20 protein-coding genes and 3 pseudogenes are annotated in these 20,908 nt (G+C 52.5%); 10 read left to right on the forward strand and 13 right to left on the reverse strand.

The genetic code is table 11. From position 1 onward, the window contains the following. The first annotated feature begins 83 nt into the window (after positions 1-83). From ACT4MF_RS16255 to ACT4MF_RS16270, 4 genes are all read left to right on the forward strand, one after another. The gene (locus ACT4MF_RS16255) at positions 84-503 is read left to right on the forward strand and encodes a hypothetical protein (RefSeq protein WP_444683368.1); all 420 of its coding nucleotides are present in this window, start codon (positions 84-86) and stop codon (positions 501-503) included. Continuing rightward, positions 496-1,902 carry a hypothetical protein gene (locus ACT4MF_RS16260; protein WP_444683367.1) on the forward strand — a complete coding sequence of 469 codons (1,407 nt, stop codon included), beginning with the start codon at positions 496-498 and terminating at the stop codon, positions 1,900-1,902. Before ACT4MF_RS16255 ends, ACT4MF_RS16260 begins: the two co-directional genes overlap by 8 nt. Positions 1,903-2,191: 289 nt before the next feature. Beyond that, the gene (locus ACT4MF_RS16265; protein WP_444683366.1) at positions 2,192-3,121 is read left to right on the forward strand and encodes a hypothetical protein; all 930 of its coding nucleotides are present in this window, start codon (positions 2,192-2,194) and stop codon (positions 3,119-3,121) included. A 37-nt stretch (positions 3,122-3,158) separates the two neighbouring features. Beyond that, the gene (locus ACT4MF_RS16270) at positions 3,159-3,464 is read left to right on the forward strand and encodes a hypothetical protein (protein ID WP_444683365.1); all 306 of its coding nucleotides are present in this window, start codon (positions 3,159-3,161) and stop codon (positions 3,462-3,464) included. A gap of 178 nt (positions 3,465-3,642) precedes the next feature. Here ACT4MF_RS16270 and ACT4MF_RS16275 read toward each other — a convergent pair whose 3' ends face one another. The 4 genes from ACT4MF_RS16275 to ACT4MF_RS16290 form a co-directional block, all read right to left on the reverse strand. Then, the gene (locus ACT4MF_RS16275; RefSeq protein WP_444683364.1) at positions 3,643-4,170 is read right to left on the reverse strand and encodes an HVO_A0114 family putative DNA-binding protein; all 528 of its coding nucleotides are present in this window, start codon (positions 4,168-4,170) and stop codon (positions 3,643-3,645) included. Positions 4,171-4,176: 6 nt separating this feature from the next. After that, positions 4,177-4,476 (reverse strand): toxin-antitoxin system TumE family protein, encoded by a 300-nt coding sequence (locus tag ACT4MF_RS16280; RefSeq protein ID WP_444683363.1) that lies wholly within the window; start codon positions 4,474-4,476, stop codon positions 4,177-4,179. Positions 4,477-5,995: 1,519 nt separating this feature from the next. Next, entirely contained in the window at positions 5,996-6,592 is a 597-nt protein-coding gene (locus ACT4MF_RS16285) for a tyrosine-type recombinase/integrase (RefSeq protein ID WP_444683362.1), read from the reverse strand. A gap of 409 nt (positions 6,593-7,001) precedes the next feature. Then, positions 7,002-8,765, reverse strand: coding sequence for a transposase (locus ACT4MF_RS16290; RefSeq protein WP_444683361.1), 1,764 nt, complete (start codon positions 8,763-8,765; stop codon positions 7,002-7,004). A 232-nt stretch (positions 8,766-8,997) separates the two neighbouring features. Here ACT4MF_RS16290 and ACT4MF_RS16295 point away from each other — a divergent pair, with 232 nt between their 5' ends. Then, entirely contained in the window at positions 8,998-9,615 is a 618-nt protein-coding gene (locus tag ACT4MF_RS16295; RefSeq protein WP_444683360.1) for a hypothetical protein, read from the forward strand. Positions 9,616-9,738: 123 nt separating this feature from the next. Then, positions 9,739-10,071, forward strand: coding sequence for a hypothetical protein (locus tag ACT4MF_RS16300; protein ID WP_444683359.1), 333 nt, complete (start codon positions 9,739-9,741; stop codon positions 10,069-10,071). 161 nt (positions 10,072-10,232) lie between these two features. Here the strand turns inward: ACT4MF_RS16300 and ACT4MF_RS16305 are convergent, their stop codons facing one another. Further along, positions 10,233-10,913: an IS6 family transposase gene (locus ACT4MF_RS16305; RefSeq protein WP_444683386.1), complete on the reverse strand. Its 681-nt coding sequence runs from the start codon at positions 10,911-10,913 to the stop codon at positions 10,233-10,235. 486 nt (positions 10,914-11,399) lie between these two features. Between ACT4MF_RS16305 and ACT4MF_RS16310 the strand changes: the two genes are divergently transcribed. After that, positions 11,400-11,588 (forward strand): hypothetical protein, encoded by a 189-nt coding sequence (locus ACT4MF_RS16310; protein ID WP_444683358.1) that lies wholly within the window; start codon positions 11,400-11,402, stop codon positions 11,586-11,588. Between the two features lie 487 nt (positions 11,589-12,075). After that, positions 12,076-12,351 (forward strand): annotated as a pseudogene (locus ACT4MF_RS16315) (transposase); the annotation flags it as partial. Positions 12,352-12,421: 70 nt separating this feature from the next. Here the strand turns inward: ACT4MF_RS16315 and ACT4MF_RS16320 are convergent. The 3 genes and pseudogenes from ACT4MF_RS16320 to ACT4MF_RS16330 all read right to left on the reverse strand — a co-directional run bounded on the left by ACT4MF_RS16320 (position 12,422) and on the right by ACT4MF_RS16330 (position 15,807). Beyond that, on the reverse strand, positions 12,422-13,858 hold the full coding sequence (locus ACT4MF_RS16320; RefSeq protein ID WP_015298959.1) for an IS66-like element ISNpe24 family transposase: 1,437 nt from the start codon (positions 13,856-13,858) through the stop codon (positions 12,422-12,424). A 182-nt stretch (positions 13,859-14,040) separates the two neighbouring features. Next, positions 14,041-14,214, reverse strand: a pseudogene (locus ACT4MF_RS16325) (IS110 family transposase); the annotation flags it as partial. A gap of 612 nt (positions 14,215-14,826) precedes the next feature. Further along, positions 14,827-15,807, reverse strand: a complete 981-nt coding sequence (locus tag ACT4MF_RS16330) for a hypothetical protein (protein WP_444683357.1) — start codon at positions 15,805-15,807, stop codon at positions 14,827-14,829. 232 nt (positions 15,808-16,039) lie between these two features. Here ACT4MF_RS16330 and ACT4MF_RS16335 point away from each other — a divergent pair, with 232 nt between their 5' ends. Then, positions 16,040-16,858, forward strand: a complete 819-nt coding sequence (locus ACT4MF_RS16335) for a helix-turn-helix transcriptional regulator (RefSeq protein WP_444683356.1) — start codon at positions 16,040-16,042, stop codon at positions 16,856-16,858. A gap of 125 nt (positions 16,859-16,983) precedes the next feature. Here the strand turns inward: ACT4MF_RS16335 and ACT4MF_RS16340 are convergent, their stop codons facing one another. The 5 genes and pseudogenes from ACT4MF_RS16340 to ACT4MF_RS16360 form a co-directional block, all read right to left on the reverse strand. Further along, positions 16,984-17,196 (reverse strand): hypothetical protein, encoded by a 213-nt coding sequence (locus ACT4MF_RS16340; protein ID WP_444683355.1) that lies wholly within the window; start codon positions 17,194-17,196, stop codon positions 16,984-16,986. A gap of 153 nt (positions 17,197-17,349) precedes the next feature. After that, a pseudogene (locus tag ACT4MF_RS16345) lies at positions 17,350-17,475 on the reverse strand (transcriptional regulator TrmB); the annotation flags it as partial. Between the two features lie 100 nt (positions 17,476-17,575). Beyond that, on the reverse strand, positions 17,576-18,187 hold the full coding sequence (locus ACT4MF_RS16350; protein WP_444683354.1) for a hypothetical protein: 612 nt from the start codon (positions 18,185-18,187) through the stop codon (positions 17,576-17,578). Continuing rightward, positions 18,188-18,499, reverse strand: coding sequence for a DUF8065 family protein (locus tag ACT4MF_RS16355; protein ID WP_006629326.1), 312 nt, complete (start codon positions 18,497-18,499; stop codon positions 18,188-18,190). It lies immediately after the preceding gene. A gap of 564 nt (positions 18,500-19,063) precedes the next feature. Beyond that, entirely contained in the window at positions 19,064-19,876 is an 813-nt protein-coding gene (locus ACT4MF_RS16360; protein WP_444683353.1) for a helix-turn-helix transcriptional regulator, read from the reverse strand. Between the two features lie 239 nt (positions 19,877-20,115). Between ACT4MF_RS16360 and ACT4MF_RS16365 the strand changes: the two genes are divergently transcribed. Beyond that, positions 20,116-20,790 (forward strand): hypothetical protein, encoded by a 675-nt coding sequence (locus ACT4MF_RS16365; protein ID WP_444683352.1) that lies wholly within the window; start codon positions 20,116-20,118, stop codon positions 20,788-20,790. The last annotated feature ends 118 nt before the right edge of the window (positions 20,791-20,908 follow it).

A 20,908-nucleotide genomic window follows, 5' to 3' on the forward strand; every position in this document is an offset into this window, starting at 1 on the left:
TGGTATAAAATATACTTTTTAGACCGGACTGAGTAACTGATTTTACCAATACTATTATTATTCCTCCCATATTATCGGTGATGATGTCAGATAGAGATTTATCTACATCTCCCCTCCCAGATGAGGAGGTCGACAGGGTCGATGAAGAGGCTAACCAGCTCGGGATGAGTCGAGCCGAGTACGTGCGAAAAAACATCCATATTGGGCGGCGAGTGATGCAGGCGTCAGGGCAACTCGACCGAGACTTCCTTGCGACTGTCGCCGAGGATGGGACTGAGCATTTGGATAAAGGCATGACGACATCCCTCGACGACATAGAAGATGAGATCCTCGACGCACTCGCAGCAGATTCCCGCCGTGCTATGAGCCCAGAGGCCGTTAAGGAAGCTGTATTCGGGACCGAAGAAGAACAGATAGCGCGGATCAAGGACGCTCTTGATGTGCTCAACGAGCGGGGTGATATTACGATTACCACCGACGCGGAGGCCTACATCGATGACTGACGACAGAGACCGCGACCTCGACCGTGTCCAGACGCGTTCCTGCGAAGAACGGCGTAAAGAGCCACAGCGAGATTGGCGGCGCGAACCAATCGAACAATACGAGGAAAAGGTCTACGACGACGTGACAGGGAGAGACGCCAGATTTCGCGTGCGAGCGGTGCGAGAGTTCGAAGAGTACTTGCTTGAAGAGCTGGCCCCCAAGGCAGATGTACCGGTTCGCGGTGTCAGAGATGCCGTCGAGCGGGATTTTGAATTCTATCGAGATGACGAGCTCATCCCCAACCCGTCGCTCGGCTGGGGGAGTATCGAGAACCATCTACAGCATTTGAGTGCTTTCTATCGGACGCTGGACAAGGAGAAAGCCTACGCTGGGAATCCAGTCAAAGACCCGCTCTCGTATTACCGCGATGAGTACGAAGATGAACTTGAGTCAGGCCGTCCCTACATCCCATTCAACCGCCTCAAGAAGTTCCTTAATTGGCTGGATACACCGTTCGGCCGAGTATCATGGCTGCTGGCGTTCAAAGAGGGTGTGCGGAAAGGAGAGGGACTCAACATTGACCTGCGGTGTCTACACATCGATCATCCCATCTTCTGGGAGATTATTGATAATCATAATATTGTTCTTGACGAACGGGTGCGCGACCGAACCGACACAATCCTCATATACGGCAAGTTCAACGAAGGCACCGAGGTGCCGAACGAGAGCATCGCTGGCTGGGAAGGCGATGGAGAAGTGCGAGAATGTGGTAACAAGCGTAAGCAGAAAACCGGGTCCGTGTTGCCGGTCGATTCGGAGTTGAAAACAGCACTTATCGAGTGGCTGTTGGTCCGGCCACCAACCTATCAGCTCGACGTCCACCCGTTGCTCGCAACGGGTTCTAGAGACCCAAGTCGGATCCAGAAGGACGCGATCAGGGCACGTCTGTGGGACGAGGATAGTCATATCGATAGCATTCAGCGTTGGTCCGATCAGGAGTCACTGTCGGAGTGCCCCACCTGTGGCAGTGACAAAATCGTCGAACAGAACTTGGAAGATGGCGAAGAAACCGGCCGTCGGTATCGCTGCCGGAACTGCTCGGCCGTCCACTGGCGATCGATTCACTGGGCAAAGGGCTTGGAGATGTCACAGAAGATGGTCTGGCATCAGGGCCGCCACACGTTCTCGAGCGCCCATGACCCAGGTAGCAGTGACCTACACGATGGCACCATCCCGGATGCTGTTCGCAAGCAGGCAATTCGTGGTGACTCGAATAAAGGAGGAGATACCGAGGACCGCATATATATCGAAGATAAGTATCAGGATTTCGAACGGGATGTACGCCAGCCGTACCTCGAAGGCATCTACAAGTTCGGTGTCTACGATAATCTTATCGCGGCGGTTGGTGAAGGATGGTAGAGCGACGCCGACTGTATCAACTGGCTCACGCCCAACCCAAACGAAACTATCATGACAGGCCTAAATACCCCTAGCTGAAAGAAATTGTCTAGATCTATCTCGATTACAGACCCGGAGCGGAGGACTTCGAGAAGTGGTGTCAGTGGATCGACCGGCAGTGCTGATAGGCCACTCAACTGAACGCTCGACAGTCTATCGATTGTACTCCACATAAAGACAATTTGGGCCTCCCTCAATGAGCGTCTGACTTAATCTTAAGGTTAGGGATATCCTTAGCCATAACCGTATCATGGCTGATCAATTCACGGCGGCACTCGATGAGGCTGAAGAGGCCCACACTCGGTATGCCGAGCAACTTGGTCTCGTCGAGGGTCGCACACCGTTCGCGGCGGAGTCACTCCCCGATACGCGGGTCGCCGTACGAGTCAACGATGACCTTCTCCAGGAGGTTGCCTCGCACATCCTCACCCGCGCGGGACACGTCTCGGTGACCGACAAGCGCGGCGCTGGGAAGACCCACTTCCGAGAGCTCGTGTACGACGCGCTGAGCGAGGGCCCACGTAGCGACGAGTTCGCTATCGCCCGCATCCGCGAGGTCGAGAGCATCACCACACGCCGGCTTTACACGCGGCTGCTCGATGAACTCGATGCGTACGATGCGTTGGACATCCCCGAGACCTACCCGCGGGCGACCGACGAGGTCCGACAGGTCGTCGAGGACGTCGCCGAGCAGTTGGAGGCGGCCGATCTCACGTGTATCGTCCAGGTGGACCAGCTCGAGGATGCGGCGCGGAACACGCGTACCTTCGAGCAGCTGCTCGCCGGGCTCCAGAGTATCGGCGATCTCGGCGAAACTGGACCTGCGTTTATCCTCTTCCTGTTCGGGACACCCGAGGCAGGGGACCGACTCGACGAGCTGCGGGAGACGTTGTCGTCGCGGCTGGTCGCCAAGGACCGGTCGCTCGAACGCTTCGAGTTCGCCGAGACTGAGGAGCTGATCGCTCGGTGGCTGGCGTGGGCCCGCGACGAGGAGTACACTGAGGGGTATCTCTCTGATCCGTACACGGCCTCGGCGATCCGGGCGATCGTCGAGCGCTCGGATGGGACGCCGCGCTCGGTTCGCCAGGAGTGCTACCACGCCTACCGTGCTGGTGCCCAGCAGTTCGCTGCCGGCGACGGAGTTGAGATCACTGACGAGACAATTGAGACGTACGCCTAAGCTTAAGCTTAAGATTAAAACCATGAGTGACAACCCGATGACGGACGCATTCGACGCAGCGGAAGACGAACAGAGCGAGACGAACGAGGGCGACACTGGGAACAACTTTGATGTCGAACAGTATTTCGACGCGCTGAACAGCGATAGTGCTCCGAAGGATAAGACAGTCGGAGTCGCGGTGACGACCGAGACACACGCGTTCTACCACGAACTTCAGAACGCCGATGAAGTCGAGGTGAACCCAGCCCAGTCAATTCGGGATCATTTGGAGAAGCTGGCTCACCGCCACCCGAAGGTCTTCGAGCGGGCGATGCGGAAGCTCGAGATCGAACGAGAATTCTGAAGGAGACTATTCGGGATCTCTGGCTCCGAACCAGCGTTGAATCTCCGAAATCGTCCAAAGAAAGGAATCGGCACGATGTATAGTAGTGAGTGGTGGACCCTGATGGGTAGGTGAAAGTATATCCTTGAGACTTGGCTAGAACAAGTCAGTGCGTCGGGAGCAGTGAAAAGTGGTGTAGTCAGGCAGGGGCAGCGTCGTCGGCCGGGTGTGGTGTCGATATTTCGAGATTGACCTCGATGGTGTCGTAGGGCACGAAGGCACGCTTTGCCCGGCCGGCTTGCTCAAAGTGGACGATATCGTACTCGGCGAGCACCTGGAGGTCGTCGTGGACGGTCTTGACGTCGCGGTCGAGACGCTCGGCCAGTTGGCGGATGCTGTCCGGGCGTTCGGCCATGATGCTCCGGAGGAGCTCGACACGACGATCGGTCAGGAGCGCCCGGAGGTCGCTCGGATTTTGGAAGTTGATGACGTGTGGCACCTCTTCGCCGGCTTCCCAGCGGTCCAGCCGGTCAAACGCGTCTTGGCGGTGTGCTTGTTCGGAGTCGGACGTGATCCGGAGTACCGAGGGGTAATCTTCAGGATCGCGATCCTCGAGGAAGCCCGCTTCGGCTTCGACATCATCCATCACGATCTCCTCATCGCTGGAGTCGGTGCTGTTGACATCGTCGGTGTTGTCGGGCGTGTTAGTGTTGGGTTCGTCGGGCATGGTGGGTCACCTCTTACGGCGGTCGTCCATCTCGGTGTGGAACTTCTGAACGTGAGCTTTGAGGCCGGTGTACTCAATGTCGTCGTAGACGCCATCAGGCGTGTGGTAGTGGTGGCGATCGACTCTGGGGTGGTCCGGAAAGTTGTCGAACCGCAGGAGGGTTCGACCGTCTTCGGCCATGTACTGAAACCGATATTTGATCCCTTCGGGGTAGTCGTCGCTTTTTGGGACGTCGGTCGCGATCATCTCGTACCGGGAGCCGTCATCAAACGTATCCTCGTCTTCGTAGATGATCGTTGATCCCATCTATGCTACCTATGTTGGTGTGATGGGTCAACATAAAATAAAACTTTCTGTTGGTGTCAAACACCAACATTCGCGACTAAGAAGACAAGATCCAGCGGATAGAGTCTTAACCTACACACTGGTACGTAGCATCCTCCTGTTGGTTATAACTGTCAACGAGTAGAGACGATGAAAGGTGAGAAAGGCTGTGACTAAATCTAGCTACACTCATAGCGTACGACACATATCTACTTAATCTTAAGATTAGTCCTAACCTTAGCTACGAACCTGTCATGGCCAATCAGTTTACGGCGGCGCTCGATGACGCCGAAGAGGCCCACGCGCGGTGTGCTAGGAGTGCTACCACACCTACCACGCTAGCGCCCAACAGTTCACCGCCGGCGCCGGCGTCGAGATCATTAACGAGACAATCGAGACGCACTCCTAAGATTAAGCTTAAGATTAAAACTATGAGTGAAACCCAATACCGACGAATTTGACGCAGCGGAAGACGAATAGTCCGAGACGTACGAGAACGACATCGGTGACGACTTCGACGTTGACCGGTATCTCGATGCGCTCAACAGCAACAGCGCACCAAAAAATAAGACAGTCGGAGTTGTGGTGAACCGAGACACATGCGTTCTCTCATGAGCACCAAAACGCCGATGAGGTCGAAGTGAACCTAGCTCAGTCGGTACGTGACCACCTCGAAAAACTACCTATCGGCACCCGAAAGTCTTCGAGCGAGCGAGAGTTCTGACGCTACTTATCGCATGAAGACTACGACTCCGTAAGGAGTGCCACTATTGCGGTAACGGCCACAACCTAGCTAGGAGAATTCTACGGTGTGTACCAGTGGATCGCAGTCCCCAATAATACACTCCCGGTAGATGAACTGACTTGGTAGAATCAGCTACTTCTCCGTTTGTCGACCGCATAAAACACTAAATTTTTATACAGCGGGTGGTTACATGGTGTTGTACTGATCCACCAGCGGACTCCCGCTTCTTCATTTTCTCTATACACCGAGCGTGGGTGCCGTCCTAATTGCCGATAAGCCTCCACGCCCCCTGTGTCTCAGTATTCTCCGTCGGTTACGGAGTCAGCGGAACGCCACAGACATGTAGAACAAGGCCTATGGCACCGCACACTGACGCCACATTGAGTAGCGTCAGTGCTATCCCTGAAATCAAGATGACGCCGACGCTCAGCGCCATCAGTAGACACAGGGTACCGAGAGTTCGGAGAACGTCTGGGTCGTCAGACCTTTCGGTTCTCCGGGCTTTCTCTATGTCATACGACATAATTTAGAATTGAGAAAGTTGTCACTCGTATACCTGGGCTTACAACCGTTGGGCTCGTAGAGCCATGCGACGGTTCGTGCGTCGCTACGGGCTTCGACACCCAGGAATCCAACTGATCCACCAGCGGACTCCCAAGTGTCTTACAGACATTAGTGTCTGAAAGCTTAAATAGTTTTCGTCTTCGTTTTGCTGGCGAACTAAACCAGTAGTGAAATGAGATCTAAACCGACAGGTTACACTGTCTCGAAGTGATCGTACTCGCGCTCGGTCGTGAGGATCGACGAGTGACGAAGGCGGTTCCGGACATCGTACAAGGTATTCCCATTCTCGATCCGTAGCATCCGCCAGGCAACGCTGTGGCGGAGCGTGTGGGCGGAGACGTCCTCGGGTCGGCCTCGCCCCGAGAAGCAGTAGGGACGGACACCAGCGCGACGAGCGGACCGCTGGACGACGTCGTTGATCCCCTTGCCGGTCATCCGGCCGGCCTTCTGACTGGGTACCAGAGCGGGATCGTCGTCGACTCGAGCCTCGAGGAACTCTCGAAGCGTCGTGATGGTCTTCAGGGAATTGTCCCGATCGAGCTCGAAGGTCACGGGCGGCGGGGTGCTGTCGTTGGGGTAGTCCTTCTGGACTGACGTCGGGAGCCGAAGCAGACCATCGTCGAGGTCAAGCATCTCACGGTCCACGTGGGCGAGCTCGTCGCGACGGAGCCCAGTATCGTAGAGAAGGGTGGTAGTCGCGTCATCACGCCGGGGGTGACGCCCCTCACGAGCCGCGTCGCGCATCGCCTCGACTTGTTCGGGCTTCACCCAGTGCTTCTCATCACCCATCTGTGGACTGTACCTCTCTGGGAGCGGTCTAAAAATGTTCGATTCCATTGGTAGAATCGAACATTTCTACAACCGATCCACTCCAAACCCGCTACAGTCTGGCGGTCTCGGCTTATAGAAGGTAGTCTTCAAGGTGCCAACCCTAGGGGTTGTATGCCGGTCAGAGTGGGCAAAACGCGATCTGATAAACTGGTAAATGATATATATTTTTTCCAGGGTGGAGTTGCGAATGGCGGTGAAAACGTTCACGGGATCGACGCTATTCGGGCCAATACCCGATAGAAACAGCCGCAATTACTCTTTAACAATCATCAAACAAACAGAATTAGTACAATATCTAAACTTATCTGGTGAAATATATCTCAGCAACCAGTGATGCCTCTCGCGACGGGCTACCCCAGACCGAGCTCTAAATGAGTGTGATCAGCTCCCTGTCCAGCCAATCAAGAAACCGGCTGAGCGTTATCCGTGGCTTCTTCCGGGTTTTGATGACTCCAATGCGCTCCTGTGTGAGGAAATCGACTAACAGCCACATATTGTAGATCACACACCCAAAGGCGAAATGGAACCACCGGACTCCGAACTCCTTCGAAGTAGTCCACGCTGCTGCGTTCTTGATCGACGAGTATGAGTTCTCGATCGCTCCGCGGTCACTGTACTGTTCGATCTGCTGTTTCGTCCAGCGCCGGTCTAATGCGACCTCGTCACTCGCGTCGAGACTCGTAATGAAGGGCTGTGGCGATCCCTCTTCATGGACGTCATCATCTTCTGCGGGGGGTAACACGACGACGTTCGTATGTACCGTGTGATTTGAGACGCCACCCTTCACTGTACCGTGCATGACGAAATCCTCCTTGACATACAGCGGGGTGTCGTTCGATTCGTGATATCCCCGCTTGAGTTGGTCAAACTGGTCACACATCGGTCCAATCCGATGTTGATCTTTCTTGGCAGGGATTACGTAATCCAACCGCTTGTTAATAAGCGTCTGAAGGACATCTACAGCGTGGAATTCACGATCGGCATACACCATTCTGATGTCGACATAGTCTTCGGCGATCGAGAGAAGTCGCCGTGCAACATCCCCGACGTAGTAGGAACTATCCTTACCGGGATAGGCATCTGTCGCAGCGTAATCCGTACTCCCGAGCGGACACACCCCAACGACGTAATGAGTGTTCTCGCCGACGATCACGACCGTCGCAAACTTGTGACACCAGCTGTACTCCTTTCCCTCTGGTGCGCCTTGGACCCATTCCATCTCGTCACGATCGCCATAGTAAGCAACGTACGTCATATCTAGCGCGACTTTCGCACGAGTCCCAAACCGTGAGCCGTTCCCGTGTTCGAGCTCCCTAATTCGGGGCTTCGCGCGTGTGTAGGTCTTCCGGAGAGCGAAATTCAGCACAGTCGCGATCTCCTCAATGGACATCTGCTTGAGCGCTTCCAACAGCGTCTCACCAGATGGCCCATCCTCGTAGAACGGGTCATCAACGGCGGGCTCTGGATTTTTCATGTCGCCCAGCTTCTGGCCCGAACCGTGTGCCGCCTGCTGCTTGATCGACGCGACTGCTTCTAAGACGAGTAACTCATCGTCGTCGTAGATCGCGTCATCCGGCCGAGGAAGTGAGATTGAAGGGATAGCTACTGATTTCAACTCATCAAGCACCTCGTGGCCCTTCTTTCGAAGCAAGCGTTGGACGGTTCGATTTGACAGCGACTGTTTGTCCTTGCCGTCCGCTGTTTTGAGAAGATCATTCCCGATCGGTGCGCCCCGTTCAGCTGCAAGTGCTCGAATCTCTTTCACTCCCCGTTCAACGGGTGACTGAAGTTCCTCGAATCGTCCTTCATCTAATCGCGTTGGCTTGAACGTGCTTTCTGAGGGAAGATCATCGAGGTCAAAACCCATAGCAGTGGCCAACTCTGGATTTGCTTCAAGTTGGTCCGGGATCGTCGTCAAGGAGATATCTTCGGCTTTCGCCCACACGTATGCGAGAAACATCCGTGGAAACGGTGTGGCAGTGTGCCAATCTGGATATCTGTCTCGTCGTTCAAATCGGTCGGTGTCAAACTCATCAACGAGATCTATCCATTCTGTCCCTTCGTCGATGATCTCATCTGCTTGCTTTCCAAGGCCTGTGACCGGGGAGGAGGGGGTATCAGGGGGATTCATGACAAAATATTATTTTGTTGAATAGTAGCTCAGATTCTGAGTAAAGTGTATGGGTGTCGTTTCCGGAAACGAATTCACGTATGACGCGAGGTCTGGCTGCCAAATAAGTAGAATTCGCTGAGTAGACTCCATCTCTGATACCCCTCAGCTGGTGAGCCAATTCCAAACCAGATATCACTCAGATTCTGAGTAGACTCAAAATCTTAGTTGATGTCCCTCTACGACCTACCTGATGACCAATCAAATCGCGGAATTTTTCAAGAGAGATGGCGCAATTGGGTTGGTTCTCGCAATTGGTCCTGAGAATGCCCGATTCAAAAAAATAGTATCTCAAGTAGCAGTAAGCCATGATACAGTGTCTAACCGGGTCGAAGAGGCTCGCAATCTGGGATTGATCAAGGCAGAAGCTGTTTCAGATATTGGAACGAGCTTCACTAACAAACTCACACCAGCTGGAGAGATCTGTTACTGGGGAATGGTAGAATTAGGATTAGATGACGCATATACGGAATATGTTAACGCGATTGAGAACTACAACAATTTATCAGACAAATACGCTCAACAGGTTGGTGACGAAGCTGAGTGGTTAGATTGGGTACTTGAGAGTGACGTTCGCGTGGATAACTTACTGAGGAAGTTCGAGGCGCGAGGAGAGGATATGATACTACCTTTTTCAAGCTATCCAGAACCGGTTAAAGAGGCTCTTCGACAGCAGTCAGTTGAGCCACTCGAACAGATCGATCATAAGGACTTCTGGTTATGGCGTATCATGCAATATCCCCCAGAACCCGACCAAGACAATAGACCGGTACCACCGTATAACAACGATCACGACCCTGATAGTAAATAGTTAATTCTGTTGAACTCTATCATAGACTGTAGGTTTTAACAGAATTAAAAGTTGATAATATTTGCTTGAAGCCTAGTAGAATAAGACCAAAATATTTTTGTATATAGACATTATATTCCGGCTATGATTAGCCCGGAATTGCGGATGAACCTCTCAAGACTCGGACTCGTTATTTTTGGTTTTATTGGATCAGTTCTTGTCTTCGTCGGACTCAACGAATATGTATTGGGAACTCTTTTTTCATTAATTGCTGGGGCTGGTGTGTTCTTACTATTAGAAATGAGGAAAATATATTCTATCATTATGATAATAGTCGGAATAATTGCTCTTCTATTCACTATTCTCCACTATCTAGATCATGGTATAGTAGCTCTCACGATTCTCTATACTCTCATCGCAATATTGGGTATTGTTCGTGGGAGTCAAGCATATCAGACAATAGGACCAGATAGTTAATCGATCGTTTAATTTTAGCTGAACTTCCTGTTAGAACAGTATTCTGTGGAGCGTTTTACTAACTCTCTTTGAATGTGTGAGAATTTATCCACAATCCCAGTACTCTATTCCGGCGATTAGTATAATATGAACTAATATATCGTTTTTGAACGGGGCACTGTCTAGTTAAGCACCTCCTCAGCTGGCGTTCGATCGTTGAGTGATTGATGGGGTCGTTGATAGTTATAGTAGTGTACAAACTGTTCAAGCCATTCGCGGACGCTTGCCCGACTGCCCACCCACGAGTGATGAAAACGGTCAATTCGCATCTTGAGGGTGTGAAACCATTTTTCGATCAGGTTTCGGTCGGTATAGTCAACTTGACCGTTCAGGTCTAATCGAGAGAGGGCAGTCCGATAGCCGAACTGATCGACGAGAAACGTGGCGTCAGAGAGATCGTGTTTCTCACGGAGACCAGCAAGGAACGCAGCTGCTGGATCGGTGCCATGTCGTCCAAACAGTTGGACATCGAGGATCAATTTTGTCTCGAGGTCTATTGCGGTATATAACCAAGACAGCTCACCATTGATTTTGATAGCAGTTTCGTCAACAGCGACCCTTGACGGCTTCGCCGTCGGCGGGTCGCCACTGCTGTCAGCAACTCGATGTACCCACTGAAAGATCGCCTGATGAGAGCGTTCAACGCCGAAGAGACGAAGAATCTCTTGTGTTTCTCTGAGAGAACAACCGGTCGCGTGGAGCCGGACGGCGAACGCCCTGACGGGCGTCGCCGTCCGCTCACGCTCCCAACATTCAAGATTCGCCGTCTCAAGCGTCTCAGTGAGCAGTTCTTGGTTGAGCATGAACACCAAAACCAACGAACTGCTCACTTCTCAAACTGGCTTAACTTGACAGTGCGAACCGGAGACATCGTTGTGGAGAGAGTTAATAATAGTAGCATGAAAACCGAGGATATCGACTGCGATCCGGATAGAATTCCTGGCTGTGTGTTGGATTTTACTGACTCGAGTTACTACTGTTATCTTGCTTCTGAGGCATGTAAATTATCAGCAGGATTCGGCATTAAAGGATTAGTCGCGTGTTTGGCAGCAGGTGCCTCTCTCTGCGGAGGTAGACTTGTAGTTGCTGCGATAAGCGGCTCTTGTGCGGATGTTGCGGGGTGTGTACAGGACTACTGTAACGAGAATCCTAACCAATGTCCTGGTGGTATGACTCCTCTTTACCCCACTTAATTTCACATACCACTATCTTATTGAAATATGTAAATAAGATCAGGGCACTTCTAAGTGTGAGGAAAGCATATATGGTTGTATGTTCTAGTTTAGGTTATGAATGAAAAAAACAAAATAATACTGGTAGGGGCACTATCAATAGTTCTCGCTGTCCCTCTTTGGTATTCAATTTTGGGACCGAATGAATTTTCTTTTGATCTTTTTGGAGATCCGAATCTTCTATTTTGGTTATTATTTGGTTTTACAATATTTACATTAAATATAATATACTGGGATAATAATTAGTGTTACAATATCATTCTTCTCCCGACGACCCAACACAATGGCACAAAATAAACGAGGTACGAACAGTCGTGAGTGAGACCTATGACGAGCAATCTACGGAGTCATCCGGGGCCCTGTTTCCCCGCGCTTAACGGCCGGACGATTGATTATTCCAGGGAGATCTCCTGAAAACCCACGACCAGAGGTTCCGCGTATCCACTATTCGGCCACAGCTGCGCTTCCGGCACCTCTGTGGGGTAACGGATGACGATACAAGAGGCAATCATTCGACTGGATACGGAGCTTCAACAGACACCGCTCGGGTTCACAGCCGAGGCCGCGCTTCAATCCCGACTCCTTGAGCTTCTACAGGCCCACTATCGGGTACTATGTATACTCTGATTCTGAAAGGGGGAATCGCTCTTCTGTAGGAGATTGTTGAAACTGCTGAGCTGTGGCTGTCGAGTCGAAGAGGACAAGGACACCGCGTCAGCGGTGTACGACACGAATAATTCCGCTAGATGTGTTGGGTCGGAATCGGTCGCAGCGGACCCGCTCCAGCAGGTTGGCTGGCGTCAGTGTTTCCTGTCCGCGCTGCCGTTCTGACCGAACGGTCAGAAACGGCAGCTACGGGCACTTTCAACGGTATCTCTGTAAGGATTGCGACCGCACGTTCAACGATAAGACTGGCACGATCTTCGCTCATTCGAAGATTGCGCTCCGTAAATGGTTGTTCTCGATCTACACCTTTTTGCGGTTCAACACGAGTCTCAGACAGTTACAAGTGAATTCCTTTGAGTCCATTTCTTCAGGTCCTTCAATCCTGGAAAACAGTCTATTTCTGGCGTATGTGTTTACCCCGAGGTCTCGACAGCCGGCACAGCGTGAGCCCGTGAGATCATATCATTGCTGCTGACGACTCGACGAAGCTCTTCGTATGGATTGCGTCCCTGCTGGCGCCACGTCGCCAGCAGGGACAAGATCGTCTCGTGAACGAACATTCCTCGGTCATTACGGAGCGTTCCGATGATTTTCCGGAGAACCACTGGTTCACGAAGCGCGTTCTCTGCGGCATTGTTCGTCGGAGAGACCGCTGGCTCACCGACGAAGGTGAGCCAGTGGTCAAGACCTCCTTCGATCTTCCCGAGCAGTGTTGCCACTGGTCCGTCGGGTACTGACCGTTCAATCAGCGATTCAAGCTCTCTTCGCGCCACACGCTGGAGGTCTGCTCGCTCACGGACTGTCAAGTCGCTCTCCAGCCGGGCCTGGAGAGCGACGTACACCTGTCTGAGAGCGTGGTAGATCGGTTCACCTTCTGCCTGCTTTTCCGCGGCGTCTTCAGCCTCTCGAAGAATGTGCGCCCAACACCGCTGGAGGTTGCTGCTGAAAGCTGGGTACGCCGTCCACCCGTCACAGATGACCGTTCCCGCGAAGTCCTCACCGAGGACTTCCGCGGGAACATCACTTCCACGACTCTCTCTGACCGCGTATAACGTATGCTGAGCGGTCTTGAACGTCCAGATCCACGCCTGCTCACCCTCACGTTTGATACCTGTTTCGTCGATATGAACCACGTCGGCATCTTGGATCTCTTGACGGATCTGGTCGTACTCACAGCGACCGGCGCGCGCAGCGCGCTCGGTCGCGTGCCACGCGGATGCACCCGAGAGTTCGAGTCCATGCAGTTGCTCGAAGCGGTCAGCGATCTTCCGGTAGGGAAGGCGATGATCGTACCGTGACAGAGCTGATTGAGCGATGACGTTCACCCCGAACTGCCCCTCATCGGGGCAGTCGGGGTGAGCCGCAACTGTCTCTGTTCCACAGGAATCGCACTGGTAGTAGTGGCGGTTGTACCGGGTGATTTCTGGGGGCTGCGGATCAGGAATCTCCTCGACGAGTCGGGGGCTGACGCCCACCGACTCGTCGAAGTGGTCGCCACACTCAGGACAACAGTCACAGGTGACTTCGATTTCTTCGTCGGGATCAGCTGTAGAACGCCACTCCGGATCGTGACCGTCCTTTCGACCAGGAGTACCGCCATCAGTTCGGACATCGTCGTCTTCGTCGTCCTGCGAGGTCGGGGACTCATCGGTCCCCGACCGTCGCTTGCTGGGTGGAGTGTGCGGATTCTCGTATTTGCGAAGACGTGTTTCGAGTTCTTCGACCCGCTCGTCTTTCTCTTGCAACTTCTCTCGGAGCTGTGTGTTCTCTTGTTCAAGCTCTTCGACTCGTTGTTCAAGTTGCAAAAACCGGGAGAGCAACTCGTCCTTGGTGAGATCATCTCCGTTCACAGATCCCACCTTCCAGTACAGACAGCGGAGGCAACGGGATGGGCTCCGCGACGGAGCCCATCCCTGTGGATCATCACGAACCTCCGCTGCCAGCTCATACAGCCCGATTTGTGCGCCTCCTATGAGATGGTGGCGAAATCAGCTCGGGCTAAACACATACTTTCTGGCTATCCTCCGAAACGGTGGATGTGGTAGTAGTTGGAGGTCGCCTCAAGCACGGCTTGTGCGCCGGCGTACCGCTGGGCGAGGTCGTCGAGGTTCGCGTTTTCGACGCGAACCTCTTCGACGATCGTCCCAGCCTCGTCCATCACTGCCACCTGTGCGTACCGTTTGTGGATGTCGATTCCGAGGTACATGGTTCGTTCACCCGGGACGCCAGTGCGTGAAGCAGAGATTCACCTATTCGGGCTTTCCCGGATGCCGCGGGGCGCGGCATCCGGGCTGTAGCGCCCATGACTCGACTTCTTTCGCACACGGACCAGTCAACAGAACGTGCTCTGTGGCACGTGAAATCCGTCGGTCTCTTGCGCCCCATATCTTGTTTCACGCTCTCATGGCGTAGCAGCGTTTCCATCGAGTCAACAGAGACAATTTTCCTACAACCACAGCTGGCACGTCCCCTGAAAAGACCAGTCTCCGCCCGATAACGGGAGTTCGTCGAAGCTATCACCACGATCTCATTACAGTCCAGCCTTTCGGAGCGGATACCACAATATAAACGGGAGTGATACGCCAACAATGAGGATTAGGAGAAACACTACCGAGTCTGAGAGTCCAAGAGTATCTCTACCGACTGTCACAACTGTCGCGTTCACAGCAAGGATAGCGAGTCCAATCAGGCTGTATCCTACGATACGGTTGTCAAAATCGCCACCTGACTCCCGATACTCTCTTTTGTAGTCTTCAACTAGTGTTCTAATCATTAAGTTAACTTTCTCGCAAAATATAATAATTCTTCTGGCGGCGCTCTATGAGCTGATCGTCACAATCTCCTCATACCCGACCGGCGGCGGGGATGCATCTTCAAGATGAAGAAGGGGCGGGTCCGAACCGTACGTGAGCATGTCTGTATCTTCATCCATCCAGATGCCACTCACCAGTGGCTGGATCGCAGCCTCACACACTCCAAAGGCACATTTGTCGATATCACGGTAAGCCGTCGTAATATTTGTCGTGTCTTTGAGTTGGTCAATCGCGAACCCCACGAGTCCCCCAAGGACTGAACCGAGTGCTGCACCCGGGAGGGAAGCAGCTAGTCCTCCGAGAATAGCTCCCAGAGCGGACGTAATAACCTCAGTCGTTAGATCACCGAGAACCTTCTCGTAATCAACAGAGGCACCAAGTTGACGATGTGGGTTTTGATCAGTGACTGTGGTGTCACACTCTGTTCCGTCTGGGCTGTCGATGAAGTACGCGCCGACTCTGTTGATCGCGTCTTTGGTCCCAGCCGCGATCTCTTCAAGAATGTCTTGTAAAAGTGATTTCTGCTGGGTGGAGATGCCTGATGGGTCCGTTGCTTCTCGGATAGGGCCCCAGATATCCGTGTATTCGCTTTCATCCGACTTTACGCTCACGCCCTGCGTACTCGCTTCCTGCTCGTTCTGATTGTCGAAGATGGTGGTTTCTACCTGACTAACTACGTCCTCAGAGACAGCAAGAACGTCACCACCTTCAGACTGTTGTGAATTGGGCTGGATCGAATCTGATGATTGAGCTGATCGAACGAATGCCGTAGCGTCGGTATTTCCTGTTTCCGTGTTGCGGGCTACTGCAATGGAGTACACCTTGCCACCCTCAATCGAGCGATCAACACGGACTTCGACATCAGCTTGGGGCTGATCTTGGCTTGGTTCCTGCTCAGACGCAGTTGTGACACCGGACAGACCGGAGAGCCCTGCGGTAGCACCAACTATTCGACCGAATTTTCTGCGGTTGATTGAGTTAACCACACATCATGTCTATCGTTTCTTGTATTCATGCTATTGACTCGGTAAATTACGAACTACTCGAGCCTTTACGAGAAGTAACTACCCCCTACTATACTCTCGCTTTTTATCCAAAGTACTGTCTCGGCTCTAAGTGTCTGTTACCAAGGCTAGTACACTCTCCCGGCATATATTACAGCTTTAATGTTCCATAAGAAAGAATTAAGTTAAGTGATGATTAAATATCTATAGAGTCATGTCGATCCCCGCTCCCGAAGATATCGCCACTATCCTTCTCAAGCGCTACGAGTGTCTTAACACCCTCGTCAACCAACCTCAAGCCAAACCCGAACTCGTTGATACACTCGATATGCCTCGTTCAACTCTTGATGATGTCGTTCGTGAACTCGAACAGGCTGACCTCGTCGAATACAGAGATGGGGACTGGTATCCAACACAGTCAGGCCGATTAGCCTGTCGCGCACACCGCGACTACCTTGACCAACTCGACAGCCTTGGGGATGTTTCGTCAGTGCTGGATTCCATGGACACTGATGAGGAGATTAGCTGGGCGTTCATCGAAGGTGCGGACACCTACGAGACCCATTCGAGTATTCAGGACGCCGTGATGACTACACTCCTAGATTTTGTTGAAGGAGCGACCGAGGTGCGTGTTGTGACGCCAAACGTCGTTGCCGGGTATGCTGACCGGTTCTACGAAAGCGGAGTTTCGGGACGAAATGCCGCGTTCGAGATGGGCATCCCTCCGGAGGTCCATGCGTGGTTTCATTCAACATACCCGTCGATATCGACAGACGTACTGAACGACCCGGATGTCGATGTCTTGCGTGCGTCCATCCCGTTTTCGTACGGGCTCTCGATTTTCGATCACGACCGCGCAGGGATCACCATCTTCACTGAGCAAGGCATCGCTGGCCTGATCGTTAATGACACCGACGACGCACTCTCATGGGCTGAAAAGCAGTATGAACGCGTGAAACAGAACGCAGACCCGATCCTGCTGCGCGGAGGATCTGTCAAATATCGAATAAATAGTTCAGCGGATCGTTTCTGACCCGAGTTTTAGTTGAGGTACACGTTCTACTCGTATCCCAACCGATCCGGGCAAGCGGATACACCGTACAAGGATTGCGGATCTGACGCTAGTTTATCAACTTGAGAGAATTTTAACAGACATTGTTACTTCGCCGAACGAACTGTCTCACTATCTCTGCTTACCCGATCAAACTCCGCCAGATACGCGACATAGTTGCGAACCTCGTCAGTGTCTAGCTCCAATTCGGCAGTCAACTCATCGACGGTCATCGGTTCATCGAGTGCTTGGAGGACTTCGAGCCCACGGTAGTACTGCCCCGTCAGTTCTTGAACTTGGTCCTCGATGGGCGTGGTCACCGTACCGCTCCTCGAGTTCGACCAGGGCTTCGTTCGCGAACGTTGCGAACTGATCGTCGCCGAGCCGGTCGATCTGGGCTTCGAGTTCCGCCTCGACGACATCGTAGTCGAGGCCAGCCTACACCAGCATGTTCATGTCTCGATATCGTCGTCGCGACCGGCGTCCGTCCCGACAAGACCACGATCGCGGAATCGCTTGAGGACACGGTTGACCGTATTCCGATAGTTATCGCTTCGGTCGGAGATCTCGGCGACGGTTCGCGGCTGGTCAAAGAAGTGAGTGCGGAGTAATCGTAGAGCGGGTCTTTGACCTACTCGAAGCGGTTCAGCAGGATCTCGGTGGGAGTTGTAGAGACCGCAGCTCCAATCTCCATTATAATCATGAAGGTGGAAGGAGATCCGAGTCAATGACGTCTGAGCAGTCGACTGGAATCCCCTCCCACGCAGCATCGACGGCGTGATAGCCTGTCCACCCTTCACTTTTGAGAAGTTCAGCACACGTTTCACAAAACGCCGTTCGCGAGATGAGATCGTTATCGTAGAGAATGTAGAAGAGAAAAGTCGGTGGCACTACACGCGCCTCGAGGTCGCGGTTCTGAATCTCTCGACGGATCGAACGGCGACCGTGAGCGTCCATCAACACCACGTAATCGACCGCCTTTGGATGCTGCACGAGATGTTGTTCCAGCGATTGCTCACCGGCATCAGCCCCATACGGTCGAGGGACACTCACGACACGTGTCAACGGTGTCTCTGTATCCTCAAGCGCATCAAGAACACGCGTACTACCGTGGTGAAGGCGATACGAGCGACTTCCTTCTGGAGCGTGAGAGCGGTTCTGCTCGTGATGGCGCTTTAGCTCCTGCTGGCAGACGTTCGTGGTCGTGAGTCCGATGTTCTCAGTAATACGATCCCACAGTGAGCTGTTCCCGACGGCGATCAGGGCGTCAGTATCGACGAGAATCGGATATTGCGGTTCATCAGTCGCCATTCAAACAAGATATTGGCTGGTATCGTCCTCGGCTGCCGCGGCGAACTCCTCGATATCTTCCTGGAGGAGGTCGAACTCCTCGCCAAGCAGCAGGCGAGTAGCCTCCTCGGAGATCTCACCTGCCTTGTAGCGTTCATAGAGGGTGATTTTGTCCTCGTCAGTCATGGTCCGACGGAGCATATCTGCAAGCCCCGCTCGGGCGAGTTCGCTGATATTGATCCCACCGAGATGGATCGCATCGAGCTCGCCAGCCGCCTCTTTCAGCGCGCCCGCGCGGAATTTGATGGTATCGTCGTACGAGCCCTGACTCATATCTCTATGTACGGGCTGCTGCCAGTATAAATGTTCCCCCAGTTGGGAACGCGTGGGTACAAACGATTTGCTTGCGAGAGGATGTTTCTGGCCGCCTTAGTTGTTGGGTGTCGGATAGCTCATATTATTAACAAGAATAATTATAGGAGAGAACGTGATAGCCTTCGTCATGAGCAATCCCAAATAGGTTATTCACTTGTCAGAGCAGGTAGAACGGAATCTTGCTGTTGATGCCGTATGTGAAGGTATCATCAAGCATGCCAATACTAAGGACAAGAAAATTTAAACTCTGGGGCTCAGACAAGTGTCGTTCGACTATCAGTGAAGATTATGTTGTAATATACCGGATCAGTGATAGGTATTTAATAGGAGAATTCACCGCGGATAATACGGCTCAGTTCCTTGCTCTTGAGAAGGAGTCTATGTTGACGTATTTCGAACAGACGTTTCGAGGGTATAGATGGATCACGCAACAGGACGCTAAAGACGTATAGTAGGCACCTAGATTGTGTTGTACTTGAGAAACGGCCACGAAGAAGAATCAAAGACTGTAATTTCGATATCTCATACTGAGGAGGTCCCGGAGATCGATACAGACGATCCACCACGAACGAGCACCTGCTCAGCTTGCTGGCGGTATGAATGAAACATGTCGGTCGCCCATGCGACCGCAGCATCGCTATCGTTGACGATTGTGCCCTTAAGTCCACCATCATCAGCATAAACGGCGAACCACACAACTGCCTCGTCGATCAGCACGAAGCCAAATGGCGGCTGCTGTTCGAGCCACCACATCATCCCGTTGTCGGTTTCGAGGACAGCACTCATTTTATCGGGGTAGCTTGCCCACAGATACTCGACGAGTTCTGCATCGAGAATGAGGTCTGTATCCGTTTCTCGCTCGACAATGTGGCGATAGAATAGGGGAACGTATTCCGGGAGGACGATTGACGAGATCCCCTTGATCTGGCCACTGTGTTGAAGCAAGTCTTCAAGCTGGGCAGTCGGTTTACGCGGTGCAGGCGGCTCAGCAAGTTTGATCTCCGCATCGACAAGAAGTCGCACATCAAGCGGTGTCTCCGGTGGAAGATGGAATAGTAAAGGTTGGGCAGCTGTGAGGCTCTCGTATCTCGCTGTGAGTTGTTCGTACTCCTCATATGCGAGTTGGCCAAGTAGTGTGACTTTCCATTTGCCGTCTCGACAGATAATGCACTCTGCGTCGCTGAGACTACTGACGCCTCTGTCGACAGTCGTGCGGGAGACATCGAGGGCCGCTTCAAGCTCTCGTTTATCAGCATGGTCCTCCAGCAAGTGTTCGATAACGTATGCACGGCGGGCAACGGTTTCGAGGAGAGACGGGGATATTGAACCGCTCATGGATATTGTCGTGATTAGTGTTAACACACTATATAGTTTGCTCTCAAGTAGGATGTAACTAAGTGAAGACTCAGTTCTATGCTGTACGGCCCTCGTTCATCTGTAAGGGGGCCGTTTATTTACACAGTCTCCGTTGAATTCCACGGTAAGCACAGATTTGTTCGGTAGATAAGATAAAGATAAAAGCTGCCAATGGTAGCATGTCGGTGTTCGAAGATAACACACGACAATAACCCATCATGGTAAACGACCAACCAGATCCGGAGTTTAGTCGGCGTAAAGCAGTAAAGCTGGCAGGAGCTTCGCTCGTTGGAGCGTCACTCGCAACGACGAGCGTAGCCGCAAAATCGACAGACGTTCCAGACCCAGCGTCGGTTAATCCAGACGATGAAGAGAGTGTCAAAGAGTTCCTCAAGAGCTACCTTCAACTCGAAACAGTTGAAGAGGCTGAGGCTACATGGTCTGGACTCACAGATGATCAGGAACAGGCAGTAGTCGCGGCTCTCCACAAGTATGGAGAAACGAGAACAAAGACTGTCTCGACAAACAGACGGACTAGTAGCGATTCAGTTTCAGTTCAGGCGATCCCCGTAAGCTACAATCAAACGGTCGAACATATCGTACTCGGTCAAGTCATCTACTACATGACTCACACGATCGAGTGGGAGATTGTAGCTCCCTACACGACGGTGAGTGGAATTAGTACAAGCACAACGGGCGGGACGAATGTCCCATTCTGGGAATGGCGCGGTGTGTCGGATAGTGACCTCAACACGTACAGCTCGTACTTCGATTCATACGTGCAGGGTGAAGTTGAGCACACGGTTCCGAACAACACGTACAACCCAGTCATCGAACTTCGTGGCAACGCAGACGGAAGCGGGGAAGTCCTTCAGTCTGACAACGGATTCTAACCGTTAAGAACAGACAAGATCAACTTGTCTGTTCTATTTTCGTAGTTGGATAGCGGCTTGCTGCCAGACCGATTTCGTAGCAGTCTCATGAATGGTCTCTCAATGGTGAACCAAGTGT

The organism is Halorubrum sp. FL23, assembly GCF_052439115.2.
In the GTDB taxonomy this organism is placed as follows: Archaea; Halobacteriota; Halobacteria; order Halobacteriales; family Haloferacaceae; genus Halorubrum; species Halorubrum persicum.